Origin of the sequence: Desulfobacca acetoxidans DSM 11109, assembly GCF_000195295.1 — a bacterium.
In the GTDB taxonomy this organism is placed as follows: Bacteria; Desulfobacterota; Desulfobaccia; order Desulfobaccales; family Desulfobaccaceae; genus Desulfobacca; species Desulfobacca acetoxidans.
In genome coordinates this window covers 2,244,856-2,266,509 of the sequence record NC_015388.1, presented here as the reverse complement: position 1 = coordinate 2,266,509, position 21,654 = coordinate 2,244,856, and the positions used below count along the sequence as shown (strand labels likewise).

Genomic DNA, 21,654 nt, shown 5'->3' with positions numbered 1-21,654 from the left:
CTCTTTAACCTATAGGTGCACTCAAGATTTATCGCTACATTTTGATACCTTTTTAAATGCGAATTGGTATAATAATAAAGATTAGCAGGATATGAGCTATTTGAAGAGATCGTGAGAGGAGCTGCATATGGAAGAATTCCCCCGTTTACAGCGTTTGCCTGAGTATGTCTTTGCCACGGTGAACGCCCTGAAGATGGAGGCCCGACGCCGGGGTGAGGATATTATCGATTTAGGCATGGGCAATCCTGATTTACCGACGCCACAGCATATTGTTGATAAACTGATTGAAGCAGCGAAGTTGGGGCACAATCACCGCTACTCGGCGTCTCGGGGGATACCAAAGCTGCGGGAGGCCATCTCCTCATGGTATAAAAGACGTTTTGCGGTCGATATCGACCCGGAAACTGAAGCTATTGCCACTATCGGGGCCAAAGAAGGTCTGTCGCATCTGGTGTTGGCCACCACCGGTCCAGGCGATGTGGTGTTAGTACCCAACCCGACCTATCCCATCCATGCCTATTCCGTAGTTATTGCCGGGGCGGGACTGGTCAGCATCCCCTTGGATCCGGATCGGGATTTCTTTGAGGACCTGGTGACCATCACGCGGTTGATCCGGCCGCGGCCCAAGATGCTCATTATTTCCTATCCCCACAATCCCACCACCATGGTGGTGGACCTGGAGTTTTTCCGAAAGGTAGTGGCCTATGCCCAGGAATATAATGTTTTGATCATTCATGATTTTGCTTACGCTGATCTGGTCTTTGATGATTATGTGGCGCCCAGCTTCCTCCAGATTCCCGGTGCCAAAGAGGTGGGGGTGGAGTTGTTTTCCCTTTCCAAGAGTTACAGCATGCCCGGCTGGCGGTTGGGTTTTGTCTGCGGCAACCCTCGTCTGGTGCATGCCCTGACCCGGATCAAGAGCTATCTGGATTACGGCGTCTTTCAGCCCATCCAGATAGCGAGCATTATTGCCCTTAATGGGCCCTATGACTGTGTCCGGGAGATTGTCGCCACCTATCAGGAGCGTCGCGATGCCCTGTGCCGTGGGCTGCAGCGTATCGGTTGGCGGGTGGAACCCCCCAAGGGCACCATGTTTGTCTGGGCCAAGATCCCCAAGCGCTTCCGGGAGATGGGTTCGGTGGAATTCTGCAAGATGCTTATCCGGGAGGCCAAGGTGGCGGTATCCCCCGGATTGGGTTTTGGCGAATATGGGGATGAGTATGTCCGGTTTGCTTTGGTGGAAAATGTGCATCGTACCAACCAGGCAATTCGCGGTTTTAAGCAGGTGCTGCAGGGGAAAAAGACGTGAAAACGGTTCAGGTCGGTCTCGTCGGTTTCGGCACGGTCGGTAGTGGCGTCGTCCGCCTATTGACTGAACACGAAGATCGTTTCCGGCGCCGGTTGGGTGAACCCCTGATCCTCAAAAAAGTGGCGGATATTGATCTGGCCAGACCTCGCCTGGTATCTCTGGCTCCTGAGCTTTTTACCGACAAAGTCCAGGAGATTCTCGCCGACCCGGAGATTGATGTTGTCATTGAATTGATTGGCGGCGTCACCGAAGCCTATGACCTGATTATGGCGGCGTTGGCGCGGGGCAAGCACGTGGTAACGGCTAATAAAGCCCTGCTGGCTTTGCATGGGAACGAGATATTCCAGGCGGCATCGCGGGCCGGCGTCGAGGTCGGGTTCGAGGCCAGCGTCTGCGGGGGCATTCCCTTGATCCTGACCCTGCGGCAGGGGTTGGCGGCCAATTCCATCCAGGAAATTTTCGGTATTCTCAACGGTACCTCCAACTATATTCTGAGTAAAATGAGCATGGCGGGCGCCTCCTTTCAGCAGGCACTGGTGGAGGCGCAGGCGCAGGGATATGCCGAAGCAGACCCCACTCTGGATGTCGAAGGCATCGATGCGGCGCATAAACTGGCGATCCTCATGGCCCTGGCCTATGGTACGCAGATCAACTTCGGGGCCATCCATGTGGAAGGCATCACCCGCCTGGAGCCTATCGATATCCAACTTGCCCGGGAATTCGGCTATCAGATTAAATTGCTGGCTATTACCCGAGATGATGGCCAACGTGTAGAGGCGCGGGTCCATCCGACCATGCTGCCCCTGGACCATATCATGGCCAGTGTTCAAGGGGCCTTTAATGCGGTTTACATCACCGGCGACGCAGTCGGCCCGATCCTGCTCTACGGCCAGGGGGCCGGGATGATGCCCACGGCCAGCGCCGTGGCTGCCGATCTCATCGATCTGGCTTATAACATCAGCCATGGGGTTGCCGGGCGGGTGCCGCCCCTGGGAGTTAACTTTGCCGACCAGAGCCGCCGGCCGATAAAACCGCTGGAAGAGATTGTTACCAACTATTACTTCCGTTTTGCCGCGGTGGACCGTCCAGGCGTGTTGTCAGCAATCTCCGGGATTCTGGCCCGGTTTGAAATCAGCATTGCTGCCGTTATCCAAAAAGGGCGCGAAATTCGCGGCTCCGTACCAGTTGTAATGATCACCCACGAGGCCAAAGAATCCCATGTGCAACAGGCCCTGGCCGAGATTGACCGTCTGGCGGTGATTACTGAAAAGACCATCGTAATCCGCATCGAGGATCCGAATCTCGATGCGGCGCAGATTTAATAACGGAGATTAGGGCCCGGATTCGGATTATTGCTGAACGCTGAACGTTCACCAAGTTTCTTCAAAGGTGGATTATCATGAAATACGTCATTCTCATCGGCGATGGCATGGCAGATTATCCCATCCCGGAGTTGGACAACCGCACTCCTCTCACTGCAGCTCGCACCCCTAATATGGATTTTCTGGCGACTGAGGGGGAGTTAGGCCTGGCCCGCACGGTTCCTGAGGGTATGGAACCCGGCAGCGATGTCGCCAATCTCTCGATCATGGGATACGATCCGGCCAGGTACCACACCGGCCGGGCGCCTTTGGAGGCCGCCAGCATGGGGGTAGCGCTGGAGATGCAAGACGTTGCTTTCCGCTGCAACCTGGTAACCCTGCGTCATGAACCCAACGGCGATATTTTTATGGAGGATTACAGCGCCGGTCATATCAGCAGCGCTGAGGCCAAGGAAATCATTATCAGCATCAATCAGAATCTCGGCAATGGCTCCCGGCGGTTTTATCCCGGCGTCAGCTACCGACATCTTTTAGTATGGCGTGATGGGCAGGATGATTGGCGCACCTTCCCGCCGCATGATCTGACGGGCCAGAATGTGCGTTCTTATCTGACCGGCGGCGGCAGGGAAAAGCCCCTGCTGGAACTCATGAGATCATCCTGGCCGCTATTGGCCAATCACGAAGTGAACCGCCGGCGCCGGGAACGCTCTCAGAAACCGGCCACCTCGATCTGGCTCTGGGGGCAGGGCCGGGCTCCCAAAACTCCGACCCTGCAAGAGCTCTATGGCCTCACCGGTGCCGTTATATCCGCCGTGGACCTGATGCGCGGCATCGGCATCTATGCCGGGCTTACCCCCGTCATCGTTCCCGGCGCTACCGGTTATCTGGACACCAATTATGCCGGCAAGGTCGAGGCGGCTTTGGAGGCACTTAAAACCATGGATTTTGTCTACCTCCACGTTGAGGCTCCGGACGAAGCCGGACACACCGGTGAATTGAAAAATAAACTCCAGGCCATTGAGGATTTCGATCAGAAGGTGGTCGGGCCGATGCTTAGGGGATTAAGACTTTTGGGAGCTCACCGCATCCTGCTGATGCCTGATCACCGAACACCGCTATGCCTCAAAACCCATTCCCCGGAACCGGTGCCTTTTGTGCTGTATGATTCACGCAAACCTCGGGGAAATCACCCGCGGGGATTTGATGAACCCACTGCCGAAGCCACGGGCCTGCTTGTCGACCGAGCCCATCTGCTGCTGCCCCGACTGGTGGAACGCTGATGGTCATAACATAGAGGTGCGTCCGGTCGGCTACGGCGTCTGCCTTAGGATATACTGTGGGGGATCGTCCTTTTTCAAGTTACCCATCCAACTTCGAAATTACTGTAAAGATCGCTATGCCCATTAATCAGAGCACCTTCAGAGAACGTTTGGTTGCCGCCCGGCATCTGTTAGCTGATGCTAAGCTGGACGGCCTGTTGATCTTCTGTCCGGAAAACCGCCGCTATCTCAGTGGATTCACTGCCGCCGATTGCAGTCTGAATGAATCAAGCGGCTGTCTGTTGATCAGCCAGGAGGCGGCTTTTCTACTGACTGATTTCCGCTACCGGGAGTGGGCGTTGGCGGAAGCGCCACATTTCGAGGTCCAGATTTACCAGAAGGGATTACCGAAATTACTGACGGAAATTATTGCACGATTAGGCCTTAGCTGCCTCGGTTTCGAGACCCACTATCTAACATATTGCGGTTATCAGAAGATAACCGAAACGGCTGCCGCAGCCGGCTTGCAGATGCAATGGCAACCGGTGGATAACTTGATCGAGCAGTTAAGGGTGATTAAAGATGCTGAGGAAATTTCCCTGATTCAACAATCCCTGGCTATCACCGAGAAAGTGATCGCCGCAGTAGGCCGGAACCTGCGTCCCGGCAGGAGCGAAAAAGAGGTGGCCCGGATGATCGAAACGGGTTTGGCGGAGGCCGGCGCCGAGGGCCCGTCCTTTACCCCGATTGTCGCCTCTGGGCCCAACAGTGCCCGACCGCATCATCATCCCGGCGATCGGCTGATAGAGGCCAATGAACCGATCATTATCGATATGGGCGCCATCTATCAGGGGTATTGTTCGGATATGACCAGGACGTTTTTTCTAGGCGAACCGGACGCCAAGTTTAAAGAAGTCTATTCCCTGGTGCGCCGGGCCCAGCGACAGGCCGAAATCGGCATGCGGGCCGGCATGATGTCCGACGCCGCCGATGGTCTGGCCAGACAGGTTATCGCCCAGGCCGGCTATCAGGAGGCCTTTGGTCATTCGTTGGGACATGGCGTCGGTCTGGCAGTCCATGAAAATCCCAATCTCAGCCCCCACCAGGAAAGGGCCGTGGAACTCAAAACCGGGATGGTGGCCACGGTGGAACCGGGTGTCTATCTCCCGGAGTGGGGCGGGGTGCGTTTGGAGAATATGGTCCTGATCCAACCCGACGGGGTTCAGGTGCTCAATCAAAATTTGGATTTTTATCATTTCGGTAATACCTCAGCCACCTGAGAGAATAGATCAAGGAATGGTGGCCGGTGCCCACCCTCCATTTAAAAAACCTCGATTTCTCTATAATTGCTGTTACCCGTAGGTTAGCCGCGAACAATACAAGTTGGCGGAAGTGCAACAATTTTTCCTATTTTAGATAATGGAAGTAAAACTCATTGAAGGCTCTGAAGGAATGGATCTCTGCATGGAGTGGTTATGACCGACGCGGCAAAGAAAAAAGCAACTTATGAGGATCTTTATGACATCGCCGATAATATGATTGGCGAGATCATCGACGGGGAGTTGATCGCTGCTCCAAGACCATCAAGAAGACATTCTTCCACCATTGCTAAAATAACTAGTACCGTATTACCTCCATATGAATATGGGCGTGGCGGTCCTGGCGGTTGGATTATTCTGGTCGAGCCTGAAATCGAGTTTGGGGAAAACATTCTGGTTCCAGACCTGGCCGGTTGGAAAGAGGAAAGATTTATCTGGGAAGAAGAGCAAAATCCAATCTCAGTTATCCCTGATTGGGCCTGTGAAGTTCTTTCCCCAAACACAGCCCGCCTGGATCGCGTTAAGAAGATGGCCAGGTATGCAGAACATGGCGTAAGTTTTCTTTGGTTGATTGACCCGATATTGATGACATTGGAAGTTTATCGACTAGAAAGCGGCAGATGGACCTTGTTGGGAAGCTACGCTGAAAACGATAAAGTCCGTGTTGAACCTTTCCAGGAAATTGTAATAGGCCTCGGTGATTTATGGCTGAAAACGGTCAAGGACAAAGATGCCTGATTTCGCTTTTGATATCCCCCTCGTCCCCGCACCTGGATGGCTCCCAGTGAATTAAGTCATCCAAACCTCAAGAACAGGAAGAATTATAGGCTGATAATTATTTTCTCCCGCTGCCCTTGACCTACCTGATAATTGTTATATCTTTATACTGCTGCACCCAGTAATCCCGCAGTTCTGGCTTACTGAGCGGTGTGGACCAGTATAAAAATAGGTGAGAGGTGATAAGAGGTAAGGGGTAAGAGGTAAAGGGAAAAGGCAATCCGCTGAAAATCGATTGTTTTATGCTTTGTTGTGATTATATGTATATGAAATTATAGGAAAAATCATTCTTTGACAGGTCGATCTCCCAGTTCGTATCTCGTAGCCTTAATCGACATTCTCATTTTTTCGTTGTGTTTCTGAAAACCTGATAACTTTTATAAGAAGCGAGAACCTGACATTGAAAGATTATTTTGAAAATGTTCCAGGGCATGGTGTTCTGGCCACTGCCGATGCCAGCGGCAGGGTCAATATGGCGATTTTCTCCCGGCCGCATGTGATGGCGGATGATACGGTGGCTTTTATCATGCCTCATCGCCTGACGCATGCCAATCTTCAGACCAATCCTCATGCTGCTTATCTCTTTCAGGAAGAAGGTCCGGGATGGCAGGGCAAAAGGCTCTATCTGACCAAGATAGGAGAGGAACAGGATACCGAACGGCTTGAATCTCTGCGCCGCCGGGTTTATCCCCCGGGAAAAGAGAAAGTGGCAGGTCCCAGGTTTTTGGTATTTTTCCGGGTAGATCTGGTCCTACCTCTTGTGGGTAGCGCGAGCTAAAAAGAAACGACCAGGGCGGGGTTGCCCGCTCCTGGTCATCGGTTTTCAGGTTTTCTGATCGCAAGAGCTTATTTTACCTTGACATACTTGCCTTTCTTGACTTCAAACAGGGAGACCTCGCCCTTCATCACATCATGTTCTCGATTGAAGCACAGTTGGCCGGTGACGCCGTCGTGATCCTGTACCTCGGTTAAATACTTCTGAATACCTTCGCTCGTGGGGCCGTATTTTTTTATGCCTTCGGCTACCAGGTTCATCATATCGTAGGTAAGGGCGGCAAACATAACGTTGTTCGGTTCATTGGGGATAGATTTCACCAAGGCCTGGTAGCTTTCGACGAATTTTTTGTTTTTCGGAGTGTTGTAATCGGGATCATGCTCTCCGGCTACCAGGTGGCCTTCGGCAGCTTTGCCGGCGAGTTCAATGTAGACGGGGGAGATATCGCCATAGACGCCGATGATACGCTGTTTCATCCCCAACTGCCGAGCCTGGGAGGCTGCGGGGGCGGTTTCCTGATAATAGCCTGGAATGAAGAGAATGTCCGGTTTGGCCGCCTTAATGTTGGTTAACTGGGCCTTAAAATCTTTGGCTCCCCGCATGAAAGATTCGGTAGCTACGACCTTAATCCCGGCCTTTTCGAAAAATTTGCTGAACAGATCGTTGCAGCCCTTGCCATAAGGTTCGTTGGAATACAGGACACCCACGGTTTTGGGCTTGTAGTTTTTGGCCACGTAATCGGTCAGAGCCTCGGCCTGCTTATCGATGCGAGAGCAGCCGCGATAGATGAAGACGCCAGCGCCGCTCACTTTGGGTGAGGTGGCGGTGGGTGAGATCATCACCATTTTAGCCTCATTGGCGGTAGGGGCGGCCGCCAGGGTGGCACCAGAGGTCATGGGGCCGATGATGGCCACAACTTTATCGACGTTGATCAGTTTTTGCACCGCGTTGACCGCATTGGTAGGCGAGTCTTTTTCATCCTCGAAGATCACCTCGATCTGGCGGCCATTAATGCCACCGGCCTTGTTGATTTCGGCCACCGCCAGTTCAACCCCCCGTTTGGCTGGCAGGCCGTCTTCCGCCCCGGCTGACAGTCGCAGCACAGAACCGATTTTAATAGGATCGGCAGCCTGAACTGATAACGGCGTCAAGATCAGGGAACTGATACATCCTGCCAATAAAGCGAATAACCAGATTTTTTTTGCCGACATGGTCACCCTCCTGCATATAAGGTTTTAGTTAAAAAGGTTATTGGTGAAATATCTTTACGTTGCCGAAATTTTTTCCACTAGGGAAACTCTGGCCTCAATGCCAAAATTTTGCCGCAGGCGGCGGCGCAGACGGCGACCGATGGCCTCCAGACATTTTACTTCATCAGAGAAAAGGGTCTCGTCCACTTCAATGTCAATCTCTAAATATGCCAGAGCCTCCTCACGTTTCAGGTGCAACTGATGCCGTGGGGTGTGGCCGTTCACAATCTCCTGGATATAAGTGCTGATCTGCTGCGGGTGAATCTTGATGCCGCCAACGGAAAAAATGGGGTCGCAGCGGCCGACGATGTCGCCCAGGCGGATCAAGGGACAACCGCAAGGGCAGGCATCGGCCCTAAGCTCCGTCAGGTCGCCGGTGCGGAAGCGCAGCAGGGGAAAGGCGACGGCGGACAATGTAGTGAGGACCAGCTCCCCCGTGGTGTTATGGGAACACTGCGCCCCGGTCTTTGGATCAATGATCTCCGGTAAAAAATGATCTTCGGAAAAATGAAAGCCCTGGCTGTGGGGGCAGCTAAAGGCCAGGCCGGGTCCCAGGACTTCGGTAATGCCGTAGGCGGTGGTAATGCTTACCTGCAATCCGGCTTCGATCTCGGCCCGCACCGATGACGGCAGGGGCTCGGCTACTAACAGGGCGCGTCGAAGGTGCAAGTCCGCCGCCATCAGCCCCATTTTATCCATGACGCTCACCAGGTGGTGGGCATAGGAGGGGGTGGTGACCAGGACGGAGGTCTTGTAATCCCGCATGACCATAAGTTGTTTGGCAAAATTCAGGTTGGAGGCGGGAATCACCGAAGCGCCCAAGTGCTCGGCGCCGTCTTTGAGGTCGCGGGCCCAGTTGTTTAAACCGCTGGCCAAGATAATCTGGACGATATCATCCTTGCCAACCCCGGCGCTTCGATAGAGGCGGGCGCTGAGTTCACGCCAGAAACGGAGGTCACCGGCAGTACAGCCCACCACCACCGGGTTTTCGGTGGCGCCGGGGGATGATTGAATCCGGACAATATCCCTGAGCGGCACGGCAAACATGCCGTAGGGATAATTTTCCGACAGATCGCTCCGGGTGGTGAAAGGCAGTTTGCTCACCTCGGCCAGGTCTTGAATATCATCCGGACGGAGATTAAACCGGTCGAACAGCCGACGATAGAATTTCACCTGCCGATAAGCCCGGTTGAGGGTGCTCTGCAAACGTTCCAACTGCAGCAGCTCCAGCTCCTCCCGGGACGGAATCTCCTGGCGCCAGTCTACCATGGCGTCATCTCCCCTCGGTAAATTCCCTGTAGTCCTTGCCTAAATAAGCCCGAGTGACCTGGCGGTCATTCAACAGGTCGGCGGCCGGGCCGCTGAGGATAATACGGCCGGTTTCCAGAACATAGCCGCGATCAGCGATGCCCAGGGCCGTCCGGGCGTTCTGTTCCACCATTAAGATGGTGACCCCTTCCCGGCGCAAGCGTACCACGGTGTCCATAATAATGTCAACCATGAGTGGGGCCAGACCCAGGGATGGTTCGTCCAAAAGCAGCAGCCTGGGTTTGGCCATGAGGGCGCGGCCGATGGCCAGCATCTGTTGTTCCCCGCCGCTCAGGGCGCCAGCGGCTTGCAGACGTCGTTCCCATAATCGGGGGAAGAGATCGTAGATCTTCTTCAAGTCGACGGCGATTTCCTGCTGCTGCCGCTGGCGGAAACGCAGATAGGCGCCGAGTTCCAAATTTTCCTCTACAGTCAAGGGGGCGAAAATCTGGCGTCCCTCCGGTGCCTGTGAGATACCGCAAGCGACCACCGCCTCCGGGGCTAGATGCATGATGGATGCGCCGTCAAAACTGATATTTCCCCGTGACCGCACCAGCCCGCAGAGGGAATTGAGGAGCGTCGTTTTGCCGGCTCCGTTGGCCCCGATCAGGGTAACGATCTCCCCGGTCCGGACATGGCAGGTGACTCCTGAAAGGGCTTCAATTTTGCCGTAGTAGGCATAGAGGTTTTTTATCTGGAGCATAGAACATTTTATCGAAATCTGAGCATCAATTTAGGATCTTAAGCAGATGAGGATTACCCTTTTGTCAGTCATGGCGCAGTATGGAATCCTACATCTGCCAATCCCGGCCCAGATAAGCGGCGATGACCTCGGGATGTTTCTGAATCTCTCGGGGCGTGCCTTCAGCCAGCAATTCGCCGTGGTCCAGCACCACGATCTCATCCGCTACTTCCATGGTCAGGCTCATGTCGTGTTCGACCAGCAGGACGCTGACGCCTTGGGCCTGAATAGCAAAGATAAGTTCTTTGAGTTTTTCGGTTTCGGTCATATCCAGACCGGCAGCCGGTTCGTCGAGGAGCAACAGGATCGGGTTGGTGGCCAGGGCCCGGGCGATCTCCAGGAGGCGTTGATGTCCCAGGGGCAGATTAGCGGCGTAATCTTCCGCCCTGGAGCTTAAACCGACAAATTCCAACCAGCTTTGGGCCTGTTCCCGAATAGCCTTTTCTTCTCGCTTGGCCGCCGGCAACCGGAGCGCCCCGGAGAGCAGCCCGGCCTTGGTGCGTACATGTCGGCCGACCATGACGTTTTCCAGGGCTGTCAGGTGGCCAAAGAGTTGGACGATCTGAAAGGTGCGGCAGATGCCCCGGGCCGCAATGCGAAAGGGCGGCAGTCCCTGAATAACCTGATCTTGAAAGGTTATGACCCCGTAATCCGGTTTTAACATACCGGTGATCAGATTGAAGAGGGTGGTCTTGCCGGCGCCGTTGGGTCCGATGAGGGCCTTGATCTGGCCTTCTCGCATCTGAAAGGAGACGCCTTTGATGGCCTGTAGACCTCCGAAGGAGATGCCGACGTTGTTTAGTTCCAACATAGGACTTTTCTCAGTATCACTGCCGCCAGAATGAGTAAACCGGATGAGGGTTGATTATAGGAATTGACAGTATTGGTTCCCTCATCCGAACCCTGTTCCCTATTCCCTGGCTCCTAAAGCCCCTTCAGCTTCCGCTGGCGAATTTCCCAAATATCCAAGAGTCCCCGGAGCAGTCCCCGGGGCATGAAGATCATCACCACCATCAGGATCAGGCCGAAGATGACTACTTCCAGGTCATGGAAGAAGGCCAGGAGCTCCGGGAGAACAGTAAGGACGGCAGCCCCCAGCAAAGACCCCCAAATACTGGCCATACCGCCAACTACCACCATGGTCACCAACTTGATGGAAAACATAAAGCCGTAGGAAGAAGGGGCGATGAAGTTGATGGTGTGGGCCAGTAAACCGCCGGCCAGAGAAGCATAGAGGGCGCTGACCACGAAGATCAGCAGTTTCATGCGTTGGGCGTCGATTCCCATAGCCAGGGCCGCCGTTTCACTGTCATGGATGGCGCGCAAGGCCCGGCCCACCCGGGAATCGACAATATTGAGACTGAGGATTAGAATAAAACCCGCGGCCGACCAGACCAGGAAGAAACTGGTCCTGGGGGTGTCGAAGTTGAAGCCGGCCAGCCGAAAGCTCGGAATACCCATCAATCCGGAGGGGCCGCCGGTGAGCCAGGACAATTCCTGAAAGACAATCGAGATGATAATGCCAAAACCCAACGTTGCCATAGCCAGGTAATAGCCCCTGAGTTTCAGGGCCGGGATGCCCACCACCAGCGCTACTAGGCCGCTTACCGCCAGGCCAGCCAGGAGCGCCAGGAGCGGGTCAACACTATACGTGGCAGTCAAGATGCCCGAGACGTAAGACCCGAGCCCGTAAAAAGCCGCGTGTCCTAAAGAAATCTGACCGGCGTAACCCATTAAGAGATTGAGGCCCAAGACGACGATGACATTCAGTCCGATGAGGTTGAGGAGGGTGAAATAGTAGGTTCCCTGTAACAACCCGCCGCACAGGGCCACGAGGAGGAAAAAGCAGACGGCGCTGAGGAGGCGGCGATAGCGCAGCATCAGGAGGATCTCGTGGAGCGCAGACCGATGAGACCCTGGGGACGCAGAAAAAGTACAAGCAGCAGGATGAGGAAGGCCACGGCGTCCCGGTAACCTGATGACAACAGGCCGCTGGCGAAGGCCTCTGCCACCCCCAGCACCAAGCCTCCCAAAACTCCTCCAAAGCTGCTGCCCAATCCACCGATGACCGCAGCGCAGAAACCCTTCAATCCCAACATAGAGCCCATGTCATAGACGCCCATAGTGATAGGAGCTATCAAGACCCCGGCGACCGCGCCTAGCGCTGAGCTCAGCCCGAAAGAAAACTGCACCATCTGGCTCACCCGGATACCCACCAAACGGGCCGCCACCGGGTTGAAGGAGGCAGCCCGCATCGCCTTGCCCAACAGCGTGAACCGGAGAAAGAGCTCCAGGCCCGCCACGAGTATGAACATTAGACCGATGATCCATAAACTTTGCGGCAGGATGGTAGCGCCAACAATTGACAGGGGCTCTCTGCCGCTGAAAGGCGGCAGCGAATAGGCGTCCTTACCCCAGAGCAACATGGCCAGACCCTTGATCAACACCCCGCCGCCCACGGTAATGATGATCAGACTAATAGGCGTAGCCTCCCGCGCCGGGCGGATCGCCAGGCGTTCAAAACCCAGACCGACGGCGGTGACGACCACAACGGACAGGATAAAAGCTAGCGGCAGAGAGAGACCGAAAGAATAAAAGGAAATGGCGGTCAGGGCCCCCAACATGACAAACTCGCCCTGGGCAAAATTGATGATGGCGGTAGCGTTGAAGATAATGCTGAAACCCAGACCGATCAGGGCGTAAATAGCTCCATTGGTGAGACCGGAAAAAAGATATTGAAGTAATTCTGTCATATTTTCTTAATAGAATTTAGAGTTTCGGGTTCCGAGTTTGGAGAAGAGATATGATACTCATATCTATTAGGAGTCTCTATAATATATTCCCTTTCATTTTAAACCCGGTACCTGGTACTCGAAACTTCAGCTATCTTAGAGATCGCCGAGAGTAGGCGGCGCGCCAGATCGTACCCAGAGAATAAACTAGGGGGGCGGAGCAGGGGAGGGCGGGGGAGGAAATCGCACCGCCCTCTCACACCGTGCTGATCGGATTAATCTATGAGTTTCCAGGTACCTTTTTCTATCTTAACCATGACAAAGGCATCCGGTCCCAAGCCGTTGTGATCATCCGGACTCATATTGAAGACACCACTGACGCCCGGAAAGTTTTTGATATTCTCCAGTTCTTGGCGGATTTTGGCCTTGTCGCCGCCGGCCTTCTCCATGGCAGTAAACAGCATGGCAGCGGCGTCATGGGCGTAGCCGCCAAAACCCGAGACCGGGCTCTTGAACTTCTCTTCGTATTTCTTAACATAATTGGCAATTACGGCCTTCTGGGGGTCTTGATCCGGCAGGTCTTTATAAACGGCGATTTTACCGGCCGGCATGATGATGCCCTCGGCCGCCTCTCCGGCATATTCGATGAACTTCTTGGAGGCGGCGCCATGGCTCTGAATTAAAGGAATATCTATCTTCAAGTCTTTCATATTTTTCGCCACCGCTGCCGGAGCCGGACCGGTGCCCCAACAGATAACCGCCTGGGGTGAGGTCGAGCGGATTTTGGTTAGCTGCGGCGTCATGTCGGTATCTTTCTCGCCGAATACCTCCTGGGCCACGATGTTAATACCGGCATTGGGGGCCTGCTTGTTCAACTGTTCTTTGCCGGAGGCACCGAAGCTGCTGGAGACCGTTATGATGGCGATTTTATTAATATTATGTTTTTTCAGGTATTGATAGATGCGGCTTACCGCCAGTTGATCGGTTTGGGCGGTCTTAAAAACCCAAGGCCGTTCTTTAGCCGGGGCGGTGATACCGACTCCTGCGGCACACGAGATAACCGGAACCTTGGCCGGCTGAGTGATGGGGATCATGGCCATCGAGGTAGGGGTGAGGCTGGGCCCGATAATGGCAATGACTTTATCCCTGTCGATCAGTTTGGTGGCGTTGAGCCTGGCCTTATTGGCGTCGCCTTCGTCGTCGTAGATAACTGCCTTGACTTTCTTGCCCTTGATTCCGCCTTTGGCATTGATCTCTGCCACCGCCATCTCGAGGCTGTTGCGTTCAGGTTCGCCTAAATAAGATTGCGGCCCGGTGATGGAAAACAAACCCCCAACGACATAGTCCGCCGCCAGGGTGGCACCCGCGGTCATTAAACCCAAAGTCAGGCAGAAAAAAACGATTAAGCCAAGCCGTCCGATCCGGCCGAAGAATTGTGGGGTCATCTGCTGCATCGGTTTCTCCTATAACTTCTCCTCTGATCTTGAAAAGAGAGGGTTAGGGGTGAATAGATAGTGGCTCCCGCTCCTGGCAACCAACTTCTCCAGCCCATCTGCCAGACTGGTCGCTACAAGCGATAGACTTCTTCGCCGCGATAGATGCGAACGCCCTGCTGCTGCAGGAGTTCGATGGCCCGCTCGAGATTGTCGAAGCGGAAAATGATCACGGCGTTCTTGCCGCTATGCTGCACAAAGGCATACATATACTCTACGTTGACGTTGGAATTAGAGAGAATTTGCAGTACCCAGGCCAGTCCTCCCGGACGGTCGGGCACTTCGATGGCCACCACTTCAGTTTTTCCCACTGTGAAGCCGTGCTGTTTCAGGACTTCTCGCGCCTTCTCATAGTTGTCAACAATAAGCCGCAGGATGCCAAAATCCGTCGTATCTGCCAGGGATAAAGCCCGGATATTGACCGCGGCCTCACCCAGAACTTTGGTGACTTCGGCCAGACGGCCGGCCTTATTTTCTAGGAACACCGAAATCTGTTCAACTTTCATCACACTATCCTAAAGGCTGAAATTTATTCGTTCATTATTACCCGCAATTTTCTTAATTTATTGCTATAACCCGTCTTTAATCCCATCTCACCCTTGAGGTAGAGGAGCAGGTTGGGGGAGTTAAATCTTCCGTTTGTCAATCACCCTTAAGGCCTTGCCTTCGCTGCGCGGAATAGAGCGGGGCTCAACCAGCCGTACCTTGGCCGACACTCCGAGATAGTCTTTGATGTTGTGTTCGATCTTCTTTTCCAACACCTGGAGCTGACGCACTTCATCGGAGAAAGTTGCTTCCTCTACCTCCACCTTGACTTCGAGGGTGTCCATCTGGCCGACGCGGTCTACCACGATCTGGTAGTGCGGCTCAACTTCCTGGATCTCCATCAACACTGCTTCTATCTGGGACGGGAAGACGTTGACGCCGCGGATGATGAGCATATCATCGGTGCGTCCCATGATGCGGGCCATGCGCACCAGGGTGCGCCCGCAGCGGCAGGGTTCGGGATAGAGGGCCGAGATGTCCCGGGTGCGATAGCGGATTACCGGGAAGGCCTCTTTCGTCAGGGTGGTAATCACCAATTCCCCAACCTCGCCGAAAGGAAGGGGCTGCAGGGTATTTGGGTCAATGATCTCCGGCAGAAAATGATCCTCAAAGATATGCAGGCCGTTTTTGGCCTCCAAACATTCGATGCTTACTCCGGGACCCATGATTTCGGACAGGCCGTAGATATCCAGGGCGTCAATACCCAGCTTCTTCTCAATCTCCTGACGCATGGCCTCTGACCAGGGTTCGGCGCCGCAGATGCCAACCCGGAGACTGAGATCGGCAAAATCCACTCCCATATCCTTGGCTACATCATACAGGTGCAGCGAGAAGGAGGGGGTACAGGTAATAGCCGTAGGGCCAAAATCCTGCAGCAGCATGATCTGGCGTTTGGTATTGCCGCCGGAGACCGGAATGACGGAGGCTCCGAGGTATTCAATGCCGTAGTGAAAACCCAACCCCCCGGTGAATAGGCCGTATCCGTAGGCATTGTGGACTATGTCCCCCCGCTGCACGCCGGCGGCGCTCAATGTCCGGGCGATTAACTCGGACCAGGTTTTGATATCCCGATGGGTGTAGCCCACCACGGTGGGTTTGCCAGTGGTGCCTGAAGAGGCGTGAATGCGTACTACCTGCTCCATGGGCACCGCAAACATGCCAAAGGGATAATTGTCCCGCAGGTCTTGTTTGGTGGTGAAGGGCAGCCGCTGCAGGTCCTGCAAACTCTTCACCTCTCCCGGCCTAATTCCGGCTGCGTCAAATTTCTGCCGATAGAACGGCACCAGGTTATACACCCGCTCGACGAGAGACTGGAGCCGTCGAAGCTGAATGGCCTCCAGCGCCTCGCGTGGCAGAGTTTCAAAATCTTCATTAAAAATCATTGCTTAAACTGCCTCTCTTTCACACGATGCCCTCAAAATTAGCATAAGGTAGTTACACCGTCAAGGAAAATTTAGGCAAATTGGGGCCGGTGAGCACAGGAAGACAAAGATATGAGGGCAAAAAAGGAATTAAGGGGATGAGAGGAAAAAAACATTCATAAGATAATGGCGGGTCCGGCCCTCGAGACAGTTTAAGGTTCCAAGTGTAAGGTCAAGGCAGAGAAAGCGGCGGAGAGGCCCTAGCCATCTATCACCTGGGTTTTCTTAAGTTAACTTGGAGTCGGCAGATCGATACATTTCTGCAGCCAACGTTCATGGAGTCTCACCAGACGCGCCCCGGTGGGGAAATAGTAATTGCAGAGAATCCCCAATTCGATAAGATCATCCAGCAAACATTCCTGCTGGGCTTGAGGGCGGCCAGTTTCCCATTCCCGCACCTGGAATGGCTCCCCCCCGGTGGCAATGAGGAAGTCGCCGATGGCTTCCACTTTCTGCTCCGGATAATCCGGCAAGGCCAGACTCAGCCCCAAGCGCAGAGCATCGGCTTCTACCTTTAGAAAAGACGGGGCCAGGCAATAACGCACTGCCGCCGAGTTTTTGCGGTTGTGGCATAAGAGTCCGGCCTGAAGAAATTGTTGCACATAATCCCAGGCCGTCTTGCGATCGACGTTGATGAAGCGTTCGAAATCCCGCAAGCGAAACCAGCCACCGCCGCTCTGACATAAGAAGTCGCGAAGTTTGGCCGGGGTCAGTTTACGATGGGGACGCTGCGGCATTTCCGGTTTTAAGTCCTCCAGCCACCGGTCCAACAACTCGTCCAGACATGCCTGACGCCTCAGTAGCGGGGATTCGCTGTTAATCTGTCCATGGTTCCAGTCGGAACCCGCTTCTTGAACCATATAGGTAACCCGAGGCTCTCGGACGCCGTAGGTCACCGTCTCGCTCTGGAGCGATGAATGCCGATCCTCAGAGGCCAATAATGGGTAATAGAATTCGAACCAACCGTCGAGATGCTGAGCCAGGCTCCGGAATCGGTCTAGAGAGACCCGACCTGCCAGGTGCTGTACCAGATAATCCTGGATGCGAGTTTTGATCAGGCGCTGCCGAACCTGCCGGTTTTCCGGCAGCTCCGGACAGTCTAGCATCACTTCCAGGATCAGGCCGGCCACCAGGGCCCGGTCCAACCTGTCCTCCCCCCCGGCAACCTCTCGGTGCGACTGCTTTCTCACCTCTGGTTCACCGGCATTCCACATCCCAATCTCCTCAAGAAAACGTTCCTGATGCTGGCAATATCATAAAAGTTGTCATGTTCTGGTGATCACAGCGAAATATGAGAACAGAACCGTGGTAGCTGCTCACAATAATGCTTTTTTTCTGCTCACCGCTCATTGTTTTCATACAAATTTTTTCTCATCGACCATGTTAAACAGAAGCGGCGGCCATGGCTCGCCCTATCCAATAGTCCCTCTCACCTTGCCAGCATGTGAACCTGATGTTAAACCTAAACGGTGGCCATGGGCCGCCCTATCCCATGATCGGTAGTTTATTGGAAATCTACTCATAGGGCGGGCCGCGCCCGCCGTCTTTAAGAGCACTGTTTTCATATAATGTTTTGGCTATTCCATGCCGTTGATACAACCGCAATGATTCAGGTTCTTATTCATCTCTGCCAAAATATCTTGAAGGTGTTTTGAATAATTGAGATAATTTTAACTTACTTAAATATATATGCAATATTATTGCCATATCATATCTATTGAATAATATTATAGATATACCCATGTACTAAATATTATTATCAGAATTTGAAATGGGACTGTCCCTGGGACCTGTCCCACCAAAGCCAAATAGATGAAAAACGCAGCCTGGAATATTAGGAGCTTTGTAAGGCTCTGGCAAAATGCTGGTCTTCGGCAGTCTACACGAAGAAAATAATCTTTCCATAGGGGGAGGAAGAGCCTCCTGTATGGCGCATTTTTTAAAAATTATCCTCAGAAGATCGGGGTATTGGCTGGAATCGAAAAGCGCTTGACATTTTTCAGGGGCCTTTTTAGGATAAATGCCGCAGTTCATGATTCTTCACTTTCCGTCAGAATCTCAACATCATTTTTGCCGCACTCTTTTCATTTCTGAGGAGCCGGGGTTAGCTATGTTATGCAATCTGTTTCGCCACCAGGGGTGGAGTCTGATAATCAGCCTCCTTTCGAGTCTAGCGGTTATCTTTTTCCTGCTCGGGGTGCCGCTGCAGGCAGCGGATCATGAAAAATATCGCCTTTTTTACATTCATGACCTACCGGTGCTTATGCTTTGGGGTACTCCAGAAGAGTCTGGCAGGGTTCAAGGGCGATTATTTCAGGCCCAGATCCAGAAACTGGTACAGCAGGTGCTCAAGAGGCAGGGTGGGAGTTCTGGTTCTAAAACAACTGAAGCCGAGACCCTGCGCTATCTCAAAAGCGGCCTGGCCCGCCTGCCAGCCAGTCTAAAAGATGAATTGCAGGGAATTGCCCATGGGGCCGGGGTGCCGCTGGAGGATATCTATCTCCTCAATTTCCATGCTGAAACCGTACTTTTTCCTCATTGTTCCACCATCGGCGTCAGGGGATCGCGAGCCTCGGGGAGCAATATGTTAATCGGCCATAACTTTGATGCACCGGAATTCTCCAGGGCTCCGGTGGTTCTCCTGGCCTATGGTCAACCTGGGGCCATTCCTTATGTCGCGGTAGCCGTGCCCGGTATTCCGTTTCCAACTTTTGGGTGCAATGCCCAGGGTGTGGCAGCCACCTTCAATACCGCCTTCACGACAGAATCACTGCCGGAGGACGCGCAGTTTGTCCTGCCGTTGCTCCGCCAGGTGTTGGCTCAAGCCGATAATGCGACCCAGGCCGAACGTATCATAACCCGCTCACCCCGTTTCCATAGTTGGAACGTTATCCTGGGCGATGCTAGGACCAACCGTTTAGTATGTCTAGAGCTGGGCTTAAGACATTGGTCGATGCGAACTGCGCGCTACGGCCTCCTGATCAGCACTAACCACTGGGAGAGCAGCCAACTACAACCGCTGGCCCAACCGCCCACCAAGAGTTCGATAACCAGATACTCCCGGTTAATACATCTGGCCAGCGAGAAAGAGCGGCTCGGTGTGGCCGATTTAGAAGACATCCTGCTTGATCCGCAGGTTTGGGATGACACGGTTTACTCAGCAGTATTAAACCCCGAAGCCCTGCGTTTATCCCTCTGCCCTGGGCAGACGCGGACCTACACCCCGGTGGATATCGGCAAGATCTTGAGATCGTTTCCTAGGATTGATCGATAAGGAGCTATTATTTATATAAAAGATGGTGGTGCAGGCTTTCCAGCCTGCGCGCTGATGCACAGGCCAGGAGGCCTATGCCACCAATCACTCTTTCATATTTTGCTGTGTTCTCGAGAACATGAGGACTTATCAGGGAATTGAGCGAATATCCATTTAGAGTGGTGAGTAAAAAATCGAAAACCGTAAGGCGGGAGAGCGAAGCACCTCCTGACTTCCCTGCTCGTTATTGGGAAGCGAGACGGCTCAGACTGAGACGGAGGATCTCCTCGAGGGTTAGGGGTTTTTCGTGAAGTTGTACGTGGCGTAAAACTTCCTCGGCCAGGGTGCGGGAATATCCCAGATTGATCAGGGCGGAGAGGGCGTCTTCCCAGAGAGCACCCTGAGGACCGGAGGACAGGGCCGATACCGCGGTTGCGTCGGGGCGCAACTTGCCTTTCAGTTCGACCATGATCCTTTCAGCCGATTTCCGGCCCAATCCAGGGATGGCCGCCAGTCTTGGGATATCCCCTTGTATCAGAGTTTGGGCCAGATCCTGGGGGCTGATGCCGGAGAGGATGTTAAGGGCCAGTCGGGGTCCGACGCGGGGAATCGATAGGAGTTTAATGAAGGTCTGTTTTTCATCCAGGGTAGCGAAGGCGTAGAGTTGCAGACTGTCGGTTTGCACCTGGGTATGGATATGCAGGGCTACGGACGCGGGGGGTTCAGGCAGTTGATAAAAGGTGGACAGGGGAATAAAGGTCTGATAGCCGACCCCACCGACTTTAATGATCAGATAATCCGGCCTTTTCTGGAATAGTTCGCCCTCTAAATATGCAATCATATTGCGGCGGGGGAAACAGACCGCTGGGGCCACCGGCTATGGAAATGGTGGCACAGGCTCAGGGCGAGGGCGTCGGCCGTATTGTGATTGTTTAAGGTCAGTCCTAAGAGATTTTCCACCATTAACAGCACCTGGGTCTTAGTAGCCTGCCCGTAACCCACAATAGCCTTCTTCAGCGTCAGCGGAGAGTATTCAAAGACCGGGATGTCTGCCTGACCGGCGGCCAAGAGGACCACTCCGCGCACCTGGCCGAGTTTTAAGGCGCTCTGAACATTATGGGCCAGGAAGACCGCTTCCACGGCCAAAGCTTCGGGGTTATACCGGGAGATCAAAGACTCCAAACGCTGGTAAATGCGGGCAAGGCGTTGACTATGGGAGAGCTGTGCCGGAAGGGCGATAAAGCCGCTCTCCAAGTGGAGGAGGCTCTCTCCGGTCGCAGCAATCAATCCATAGCCGGTAGCCCGGGAGCCCGGATCTACCCCCAGAATAATCCGGTTCATCCGAGGGCCTCCAAGAGGCTGTCGGGGATGTCAAAATTGGCGAAGACGTGCTGGACGTCATCGAGATCCTCAAGCATCTCCATAAGCTTAAGAAGCTGCTGGGCCGACTTTTCTTCTTCCAGGCGTATGGTGGTTTTGGGGTGCATCTGGATTTCGGCCACCTCCCACTTAAAACCTTGCTCCTCCAGAGCGTTTTTCACCTTTTCAAAGCTTGCCAGGTCGGTGATTACTTCGTATTCACTTTCGCCTACCTGCAGGTCTTCAGCGCCGGCCTCCAAGGCGGCCTCCAGCAATTCATCTTCACTTACCGCGTCTCTGCTAAAGGCGATGACGCCTTTTTTATCGAACATCCAGGCGACGCAGCCGGCTTCCCCCATGCTGCCGCCGTACTTGCTGAACAGGTGCCGGACTTCGGAGACGGTCCGGTTTTTATTATCCGTCAGGCTTTCTACCAGGAGGGCGACTCCACTGGGACCGTAGCCCTCATAAAAGACTTCTTCAAAGGCGTTGGCCCCTTCCAGTTCTCCAGCCCCCTTTTTGATGGCCCGATCGATATTCTCCTTGGGCATATTCTCGGCCTTAGCGGCGGCTATGGCGGCGCGCAGGCGGGTATTGCCGCTGGGGTCGCTGCCGCCGATACGCGCTGCCACCATGATTTCTTTATTAAGTTTGCTGAAAATCTTTCCCCGTTTGGCGTCGGCCGCCCCTTTTTTCCGTTTAATGGTACTCCATTTTGAGTGTCCTGACATAGGCGCCTCGACCTCCCTTCCTGGTGCGTACTATAATATCTTCATGCCGGGCTTCGGT

At 53.8% G+C, this 21,654-nt stretch carries 20 protein-coding genes; 7 read left to right on the top strand and 13 right to left on the bottom strand.

Annotated elements, in window-relative coordinates:
• The first annotated feature begins 127 nt into the window (after nt 1-127).
• The 6 genes from DESAC_RS10110 (at nt 128) to DESAC_RS10085 (ending at nt 6,764) form a co-directional block, all read left to right on the top strand.
• The gene (locus tag DESAC_RS10110; RefSeq protein ID WP_013706969.1) at nt 128-1,309 is read left to right on the top strand and encodes an aminotransferase class I/II-fold pyridoxal phosphate-dependent enzyme; all 1,182 of its coding nucleotides are present in this window, start codon (nt 128-130) and stop codon (nt 1,307-1,309) included.
• The gene (locus tag DESAC_RS10105; protein ID WP_013706968.1) at nt 1,306-2,631 is read left to right on the top strand and encodes a homoserine dehydrogenase; all 1,326 of its coding nucleotides are present in this window, start codon (nt 1,306-1,308) and stop codon (nt 2,629-2,631) included. The genes DESAC_RS10110 and DESAC_RS10105 overlap by 4 nt, the downstream gene beginning before the upstream one ends.
• A gap of 77 nt (nt 2,632-2,708) precedes the next feature.
• Nucleotides 2,709-3,911, top strand: a complete 1,203-nt coding sequence (locus DESAC_RS10100; protein WP_013706967.1) for a cofactor-independent phosphoglycerate mutase — start codon at nt 2,709-2,711, stop codon at nt 3,909-3,911.
• Nucleotides 3,912-4,027: 116 nt separating this feature from the next.
• On the top strand, nt 4,028-5,170 hold the full coding sequence (locus DESAC_RS10095) for a M24 family metallopeptidase (RefSeq protein WP_013706966.1): 1,143 nt from the start codon (nt 4,028-4,030) through the stop codon (nt 5,168-5,170).
• 195 nt (nt 5,171-5,365) lie between these two features.
• On the top strand, nt 5,366-5,947 hold the full coding sequence (locus DESAC_RS10090; protein WP_013706965.1) for a Uma2 family endonuclease: 582 nt from the start codon (nt 5,366-5,368) through the stop codon (nt 5,945-5,947).
• A 433-nt stretch (nt 5,948-6,380) separates the two neighbouring features.
• Nucleotides 6,381-6,764: a pyridoxamine 5'-phosphate oxidase family protein gene (locus tag DESAC_RS10085; RefSeq protein WP_013706964.1), complete on the top strand. Its 384-nt coding sequence runs from the start codon at nt 6,381-6,383 to the stop codon at nt 6,762-6,764.
• A gap of 68 nt (nt 6,765-6,832) precedes the next feature.
• On the opposite strand, the gene DESAC_RS10080 is transcribed toward DESAC_RS10085, so the two are convergent.
• The 10 genes from DESAC_RS10080 to DESAC_RS10035 all read right to left on the bottom strand — a co-directional run bounded on the left by DESAC_RS10080 (nt 6,833) and on the right by DESAC_RS10035 (nt 17,467).
• Nucleotides 6,833-7,972, bottom strand: a complete 1,140-nt coding sequence (locus tag DESAC_RS10080) for an ABC transporter substrate-binding protein (RefSeq protein ID WP_013706963.1) — start codon at nt 7,970-7,972, stop codon at nt 6,833-6,835.
• 54 nt (nt 7,973-8,026) lie between these two features.
• A complete protein-coding gene (locus DESAC_RS10075) occupies nt 8,027-9,280 on the bottom strand; it encodes a phenylacetate--CoA ligase family protein (RefSeq protein ID WP_013706962.1) in 1,254 nt (417 codons plus the stop codon).
• Nucleotides 9,281-9,284: 4 nt separating this feature from the next.
• A complete protein-coding gene (locus DESAC_RS10070) occupies nt 9,285-10,022 on the bottom strand; it encodes an ABC transporter ATP-binding protein (RefSeq protein WP_013706961.1) in 738 nt (245 codons plus the stop codon).
• 88 nt (nt 10,023-10,110) lie between these two features.
• Nucleotides 10,111-10,872 carry an ABC transporter ATP-binding protein gene (locus DESAC_RS10065; RefSeq protein WP_013706960.1) on the bottom strand — a complete coding sequence of 254 codons (762 nt, stop codon included), beginning with the start codon at nt 10,870-10,872 and terminating at the stop codon, nt 10,111-10,113.
• Between the two features lie 113 nt (nt 10,873-10,985).
• Complete coding sequence (locus DESAC_RS10060; RefSeq protein WP_013706959.1) at nt 10,986-11,942, bottom strand: branched-chain amino acid ABC transporter permease; 957 nt, start codon at nt 11,940-11,942, stop codon at nt 10,986-10,988.
• Nucleotides 11,942-12,814 (bottom strand): branched-chain amino acid ABC transporter permease, encoded by an 873-nt coding sequence (locus DESAC_RS10055; protein ID WP_013706958.1) that lies wholly within the window; start codon nt 12,812-12,814, stop codon nt 11,942-11,944. The genes DESAC_RS10060 and DESAC_RS10055 overlap by 1 nt, the downstream gene beginning before the upstream one ends.
• 254 nt (nt 12,815-13,068) lie before the next feature.
• Nucleotides 13,069-14,247, bottom strand: coding sequence for an ABC transporter substrate-binding protein (locus DESAC_RS10050; RefSeq protein ID WP_013706957.1), 1,179 nt, complete (start codon nt 14,245-14,247; stop codon nt 13,069-13,071).
• A 113-nt stretch (nt 14,248-14,360) separates the two neighbouring features.
• The gene (locus tag DESAC_RS10045) at nt 14,361-14,792 is read right to left on the bottom strand and encodes an ACT domain-containing protein (protein WP_013706956.1); all 432 of its coding nucleotides are present in this window, start codon (nt 14,790-14,792) and stop codon (nt 14,361-14,363) included.
• A gap of 120 nt (nt 14,793-14,912) precedes the next feature.
• A complete protein-coding gene (locus DESAC_RS10040; protein WP_013706955.1) occupies nt 14,913-16,214 on the bottom strand; it encodes a phenylacetate--CoA ligase family protein in 1,302 nt (433 codons plus the stop codon).
• Between the two features lie 269 nt (nt 16,215-16,483).
• Entirely contained in the window at nt 16,484-17,467 is a 984-nt protein-coding gene (locus tag DESAC_RS10035) for a ferritin family protein (protein WP_013706954.1), read from the bottom strand.
• Between the two features lie 896 nt (nt 17,468-18,363).
• Here DESAC_RS10035 and DESAC_RS10030 point away from each other — a divergent pair.
• Complete coding sequence (locus tag DESAC_RS10030) at nt 18,364-19,527, top strand: C45 family autoproteolytic acyltransferase/hydrolase (RefSeq protein ID WP_013706953.1); 1,164 nt, start codon at nt 18,364-18,366, stop codon at nt 19,525-19,527.
• Between the two features lie 223 nt (nt 19,528-19,750).
• Here the strand turns inward: DESAC_RS10030 and ruvA are convergent, their stop codons facing one another.
• The 3 genes from ruvA to DESAC_RS10015 are packed head-to-tail and all read right to left on the bottom strand — an operon-like array spanning nt 19,751 to nt 21,596.
• Nucleotides 19,751-20,347 carry a Holliday junction branch migration protein RuvA gene (gene ruvA / locus DESAC_RS10025; protein ID WP_013706952.1) on the bottom strand — a complete coding sequence of 199 codons (597 nt, stop codon included), beginning with the start codon at nt 20,345-20,347 and terminating at the stop codon, nt 19,751-19,753.
• Nucleotides 20,344-20,847 (bottom strand): crossover junction endodeoxyribonuclease RuvC, encoded by a 504-nt coding sequence (gene ruvC, locus DESAC_RS10020; RefSeq protein ID WP_013706951.1) that lies wholly within the window; start codon nt 20,845-20,847, stop codon nt 20,344-20,346. Before ruvC ends, ruvA begins: the two co-directional genes overlap by 4 nt.
• Complete coding sequence (locus DESAC_RS10015; RefSeq protein WP_013706950.1) at nt 20,844-21,596, bottom strand: YebC/PmpR family DNA-binding transcriptional regulator; 753 nt, start codon at nt 21,594-21,596, stop codon at nt 20,844-20,846. Before DESAC_RS10015 ends, ruvC begins: the two co-directional genes overlap by 4 nt.
• Between the last annotated feature and the right edge of the window lie 58 nt (nt 21,597-21,654).

Coding starts and splice junctions, on each gene's coding strand:
- DESAC_RS10095 (WP_013706966.1), top strand. CDS start 4,028: ATGCCCATTAATCAGAGCACCTTCAGAGAACGTTTGGTTGCCGCCCGG.
- DESAC_RS10030 (WP_013706953.1), top strand. CDS start 18,364: ATGTTATGCAATCTGTTTCGCCACCAGGGGTGGAGTCTGATAATCAGC.
- DESAC_RS10035 (WP_013706954.1), bottom strand. CDS start 17,467: ATGTGGAATGCCGGTGAACCAGAGGTGAGAAAGCAGTCGCACCGAGAG.
- DESAC_RS10075 (WP_013706962.1), bottom strand. CDS start 9,280: ATGGTAGACTGGCGCCAGGAGATTCCGTCCCGGGAGGAGCTGGAGCTG.
- DESAC_RS10045 (WP_013706956.1), bottom strand. CDS start 14,792: ATGAAAGTTGAACAGATTTCGGTGTTCCTAGAAAATAAGGCCGGCCGT.
- ruvC (WP_013706951.1), bottom strand. CDS start 20,847: ATGAACCGGATTATTCTGGGGGTAGATCCGGGCTCCCGGGCTACCGGC.
- DESAC_RS10110 (WP_013706969.1), top strand. CDS start 128: ATGGAAGAATTCCCCCGTTTACAGCGTTTGCCTGAGTATGTCTTTGCC.
- ruvA (WP_013706952.1), bottom strand. CDS start 20,347: ATGATTGCATATTTAGAGGGCGAACTATTCCAGAAAAGGCCGGATTAT.
- DESAC_RS10080 (WP_013706963.1), bottom strand. CDS start 7,972: ATGTCGGCAAAAAAAATCTGGTTATTCGCTTTATTGGCAGGATGTATC.
- DESAC_RS10015 (WP_013706950.1), bottom strand. CDS start 21,596: ATGTCAGGACACTCAAAATGGAGTACCATTAAACGGAAAAAAGGGGCG.
- DESAC_RS10070 (WP_013706961.1), bottom strand. CDS start 10,022: ATGCTCCAGATAAAAAACCTCTATGCCTACTACGGCAAAATTGAAGCC.
- DESAC_RS10055 (WP_013706958.1), bottom strand. CDS start 12,814: ATGACAGAATTACTTCAATATCTTTTTTCCGGTCTCACCAATGGAGCT.
- DESAC_RS10050 (WP_013706957.1), bottom strand. CDS start 14,247: ATGCAGCAGATGACCCCACAATTCTTCGGCCGGATCGGACGGCTTGGC.
- DESAC_RS10100 (WP_013706967.1), top strand. CDS start 2,709: ATGAAATACGTCATTCTCATCGGCGATGGCATGGCAGATTATCCCATC.
- DESAC_RS10040 (WP_013706955.1), bottom strand. CDS start 16,214: ATGATTTTTAATGAAGATTTTGAAACTCTGCCACGCGAGGCGCTGGAG.
- DESAC_RS10090 (WP_013706965.1), top strand. CDS start 5,366: ATGACCGACGCGGCAAAGAAAAAAGCAACTTATGAGGATCTTTATGAC.
- DESAC_RS10065 (WP_013706960.1), bottom strand. CDS start 10,872: ATGTTGGAACTAAACAACGTCGGCATCTCCTTCGGAGGTCTACAGGCC.
- DESAC_RS10060 (WP_013706959.1), bottom strand. CDS start 11,942: ATGCTGCGCTATCGCCGCCTCCTCAGCGCCGTCTGCTTTTTCCTCCTC.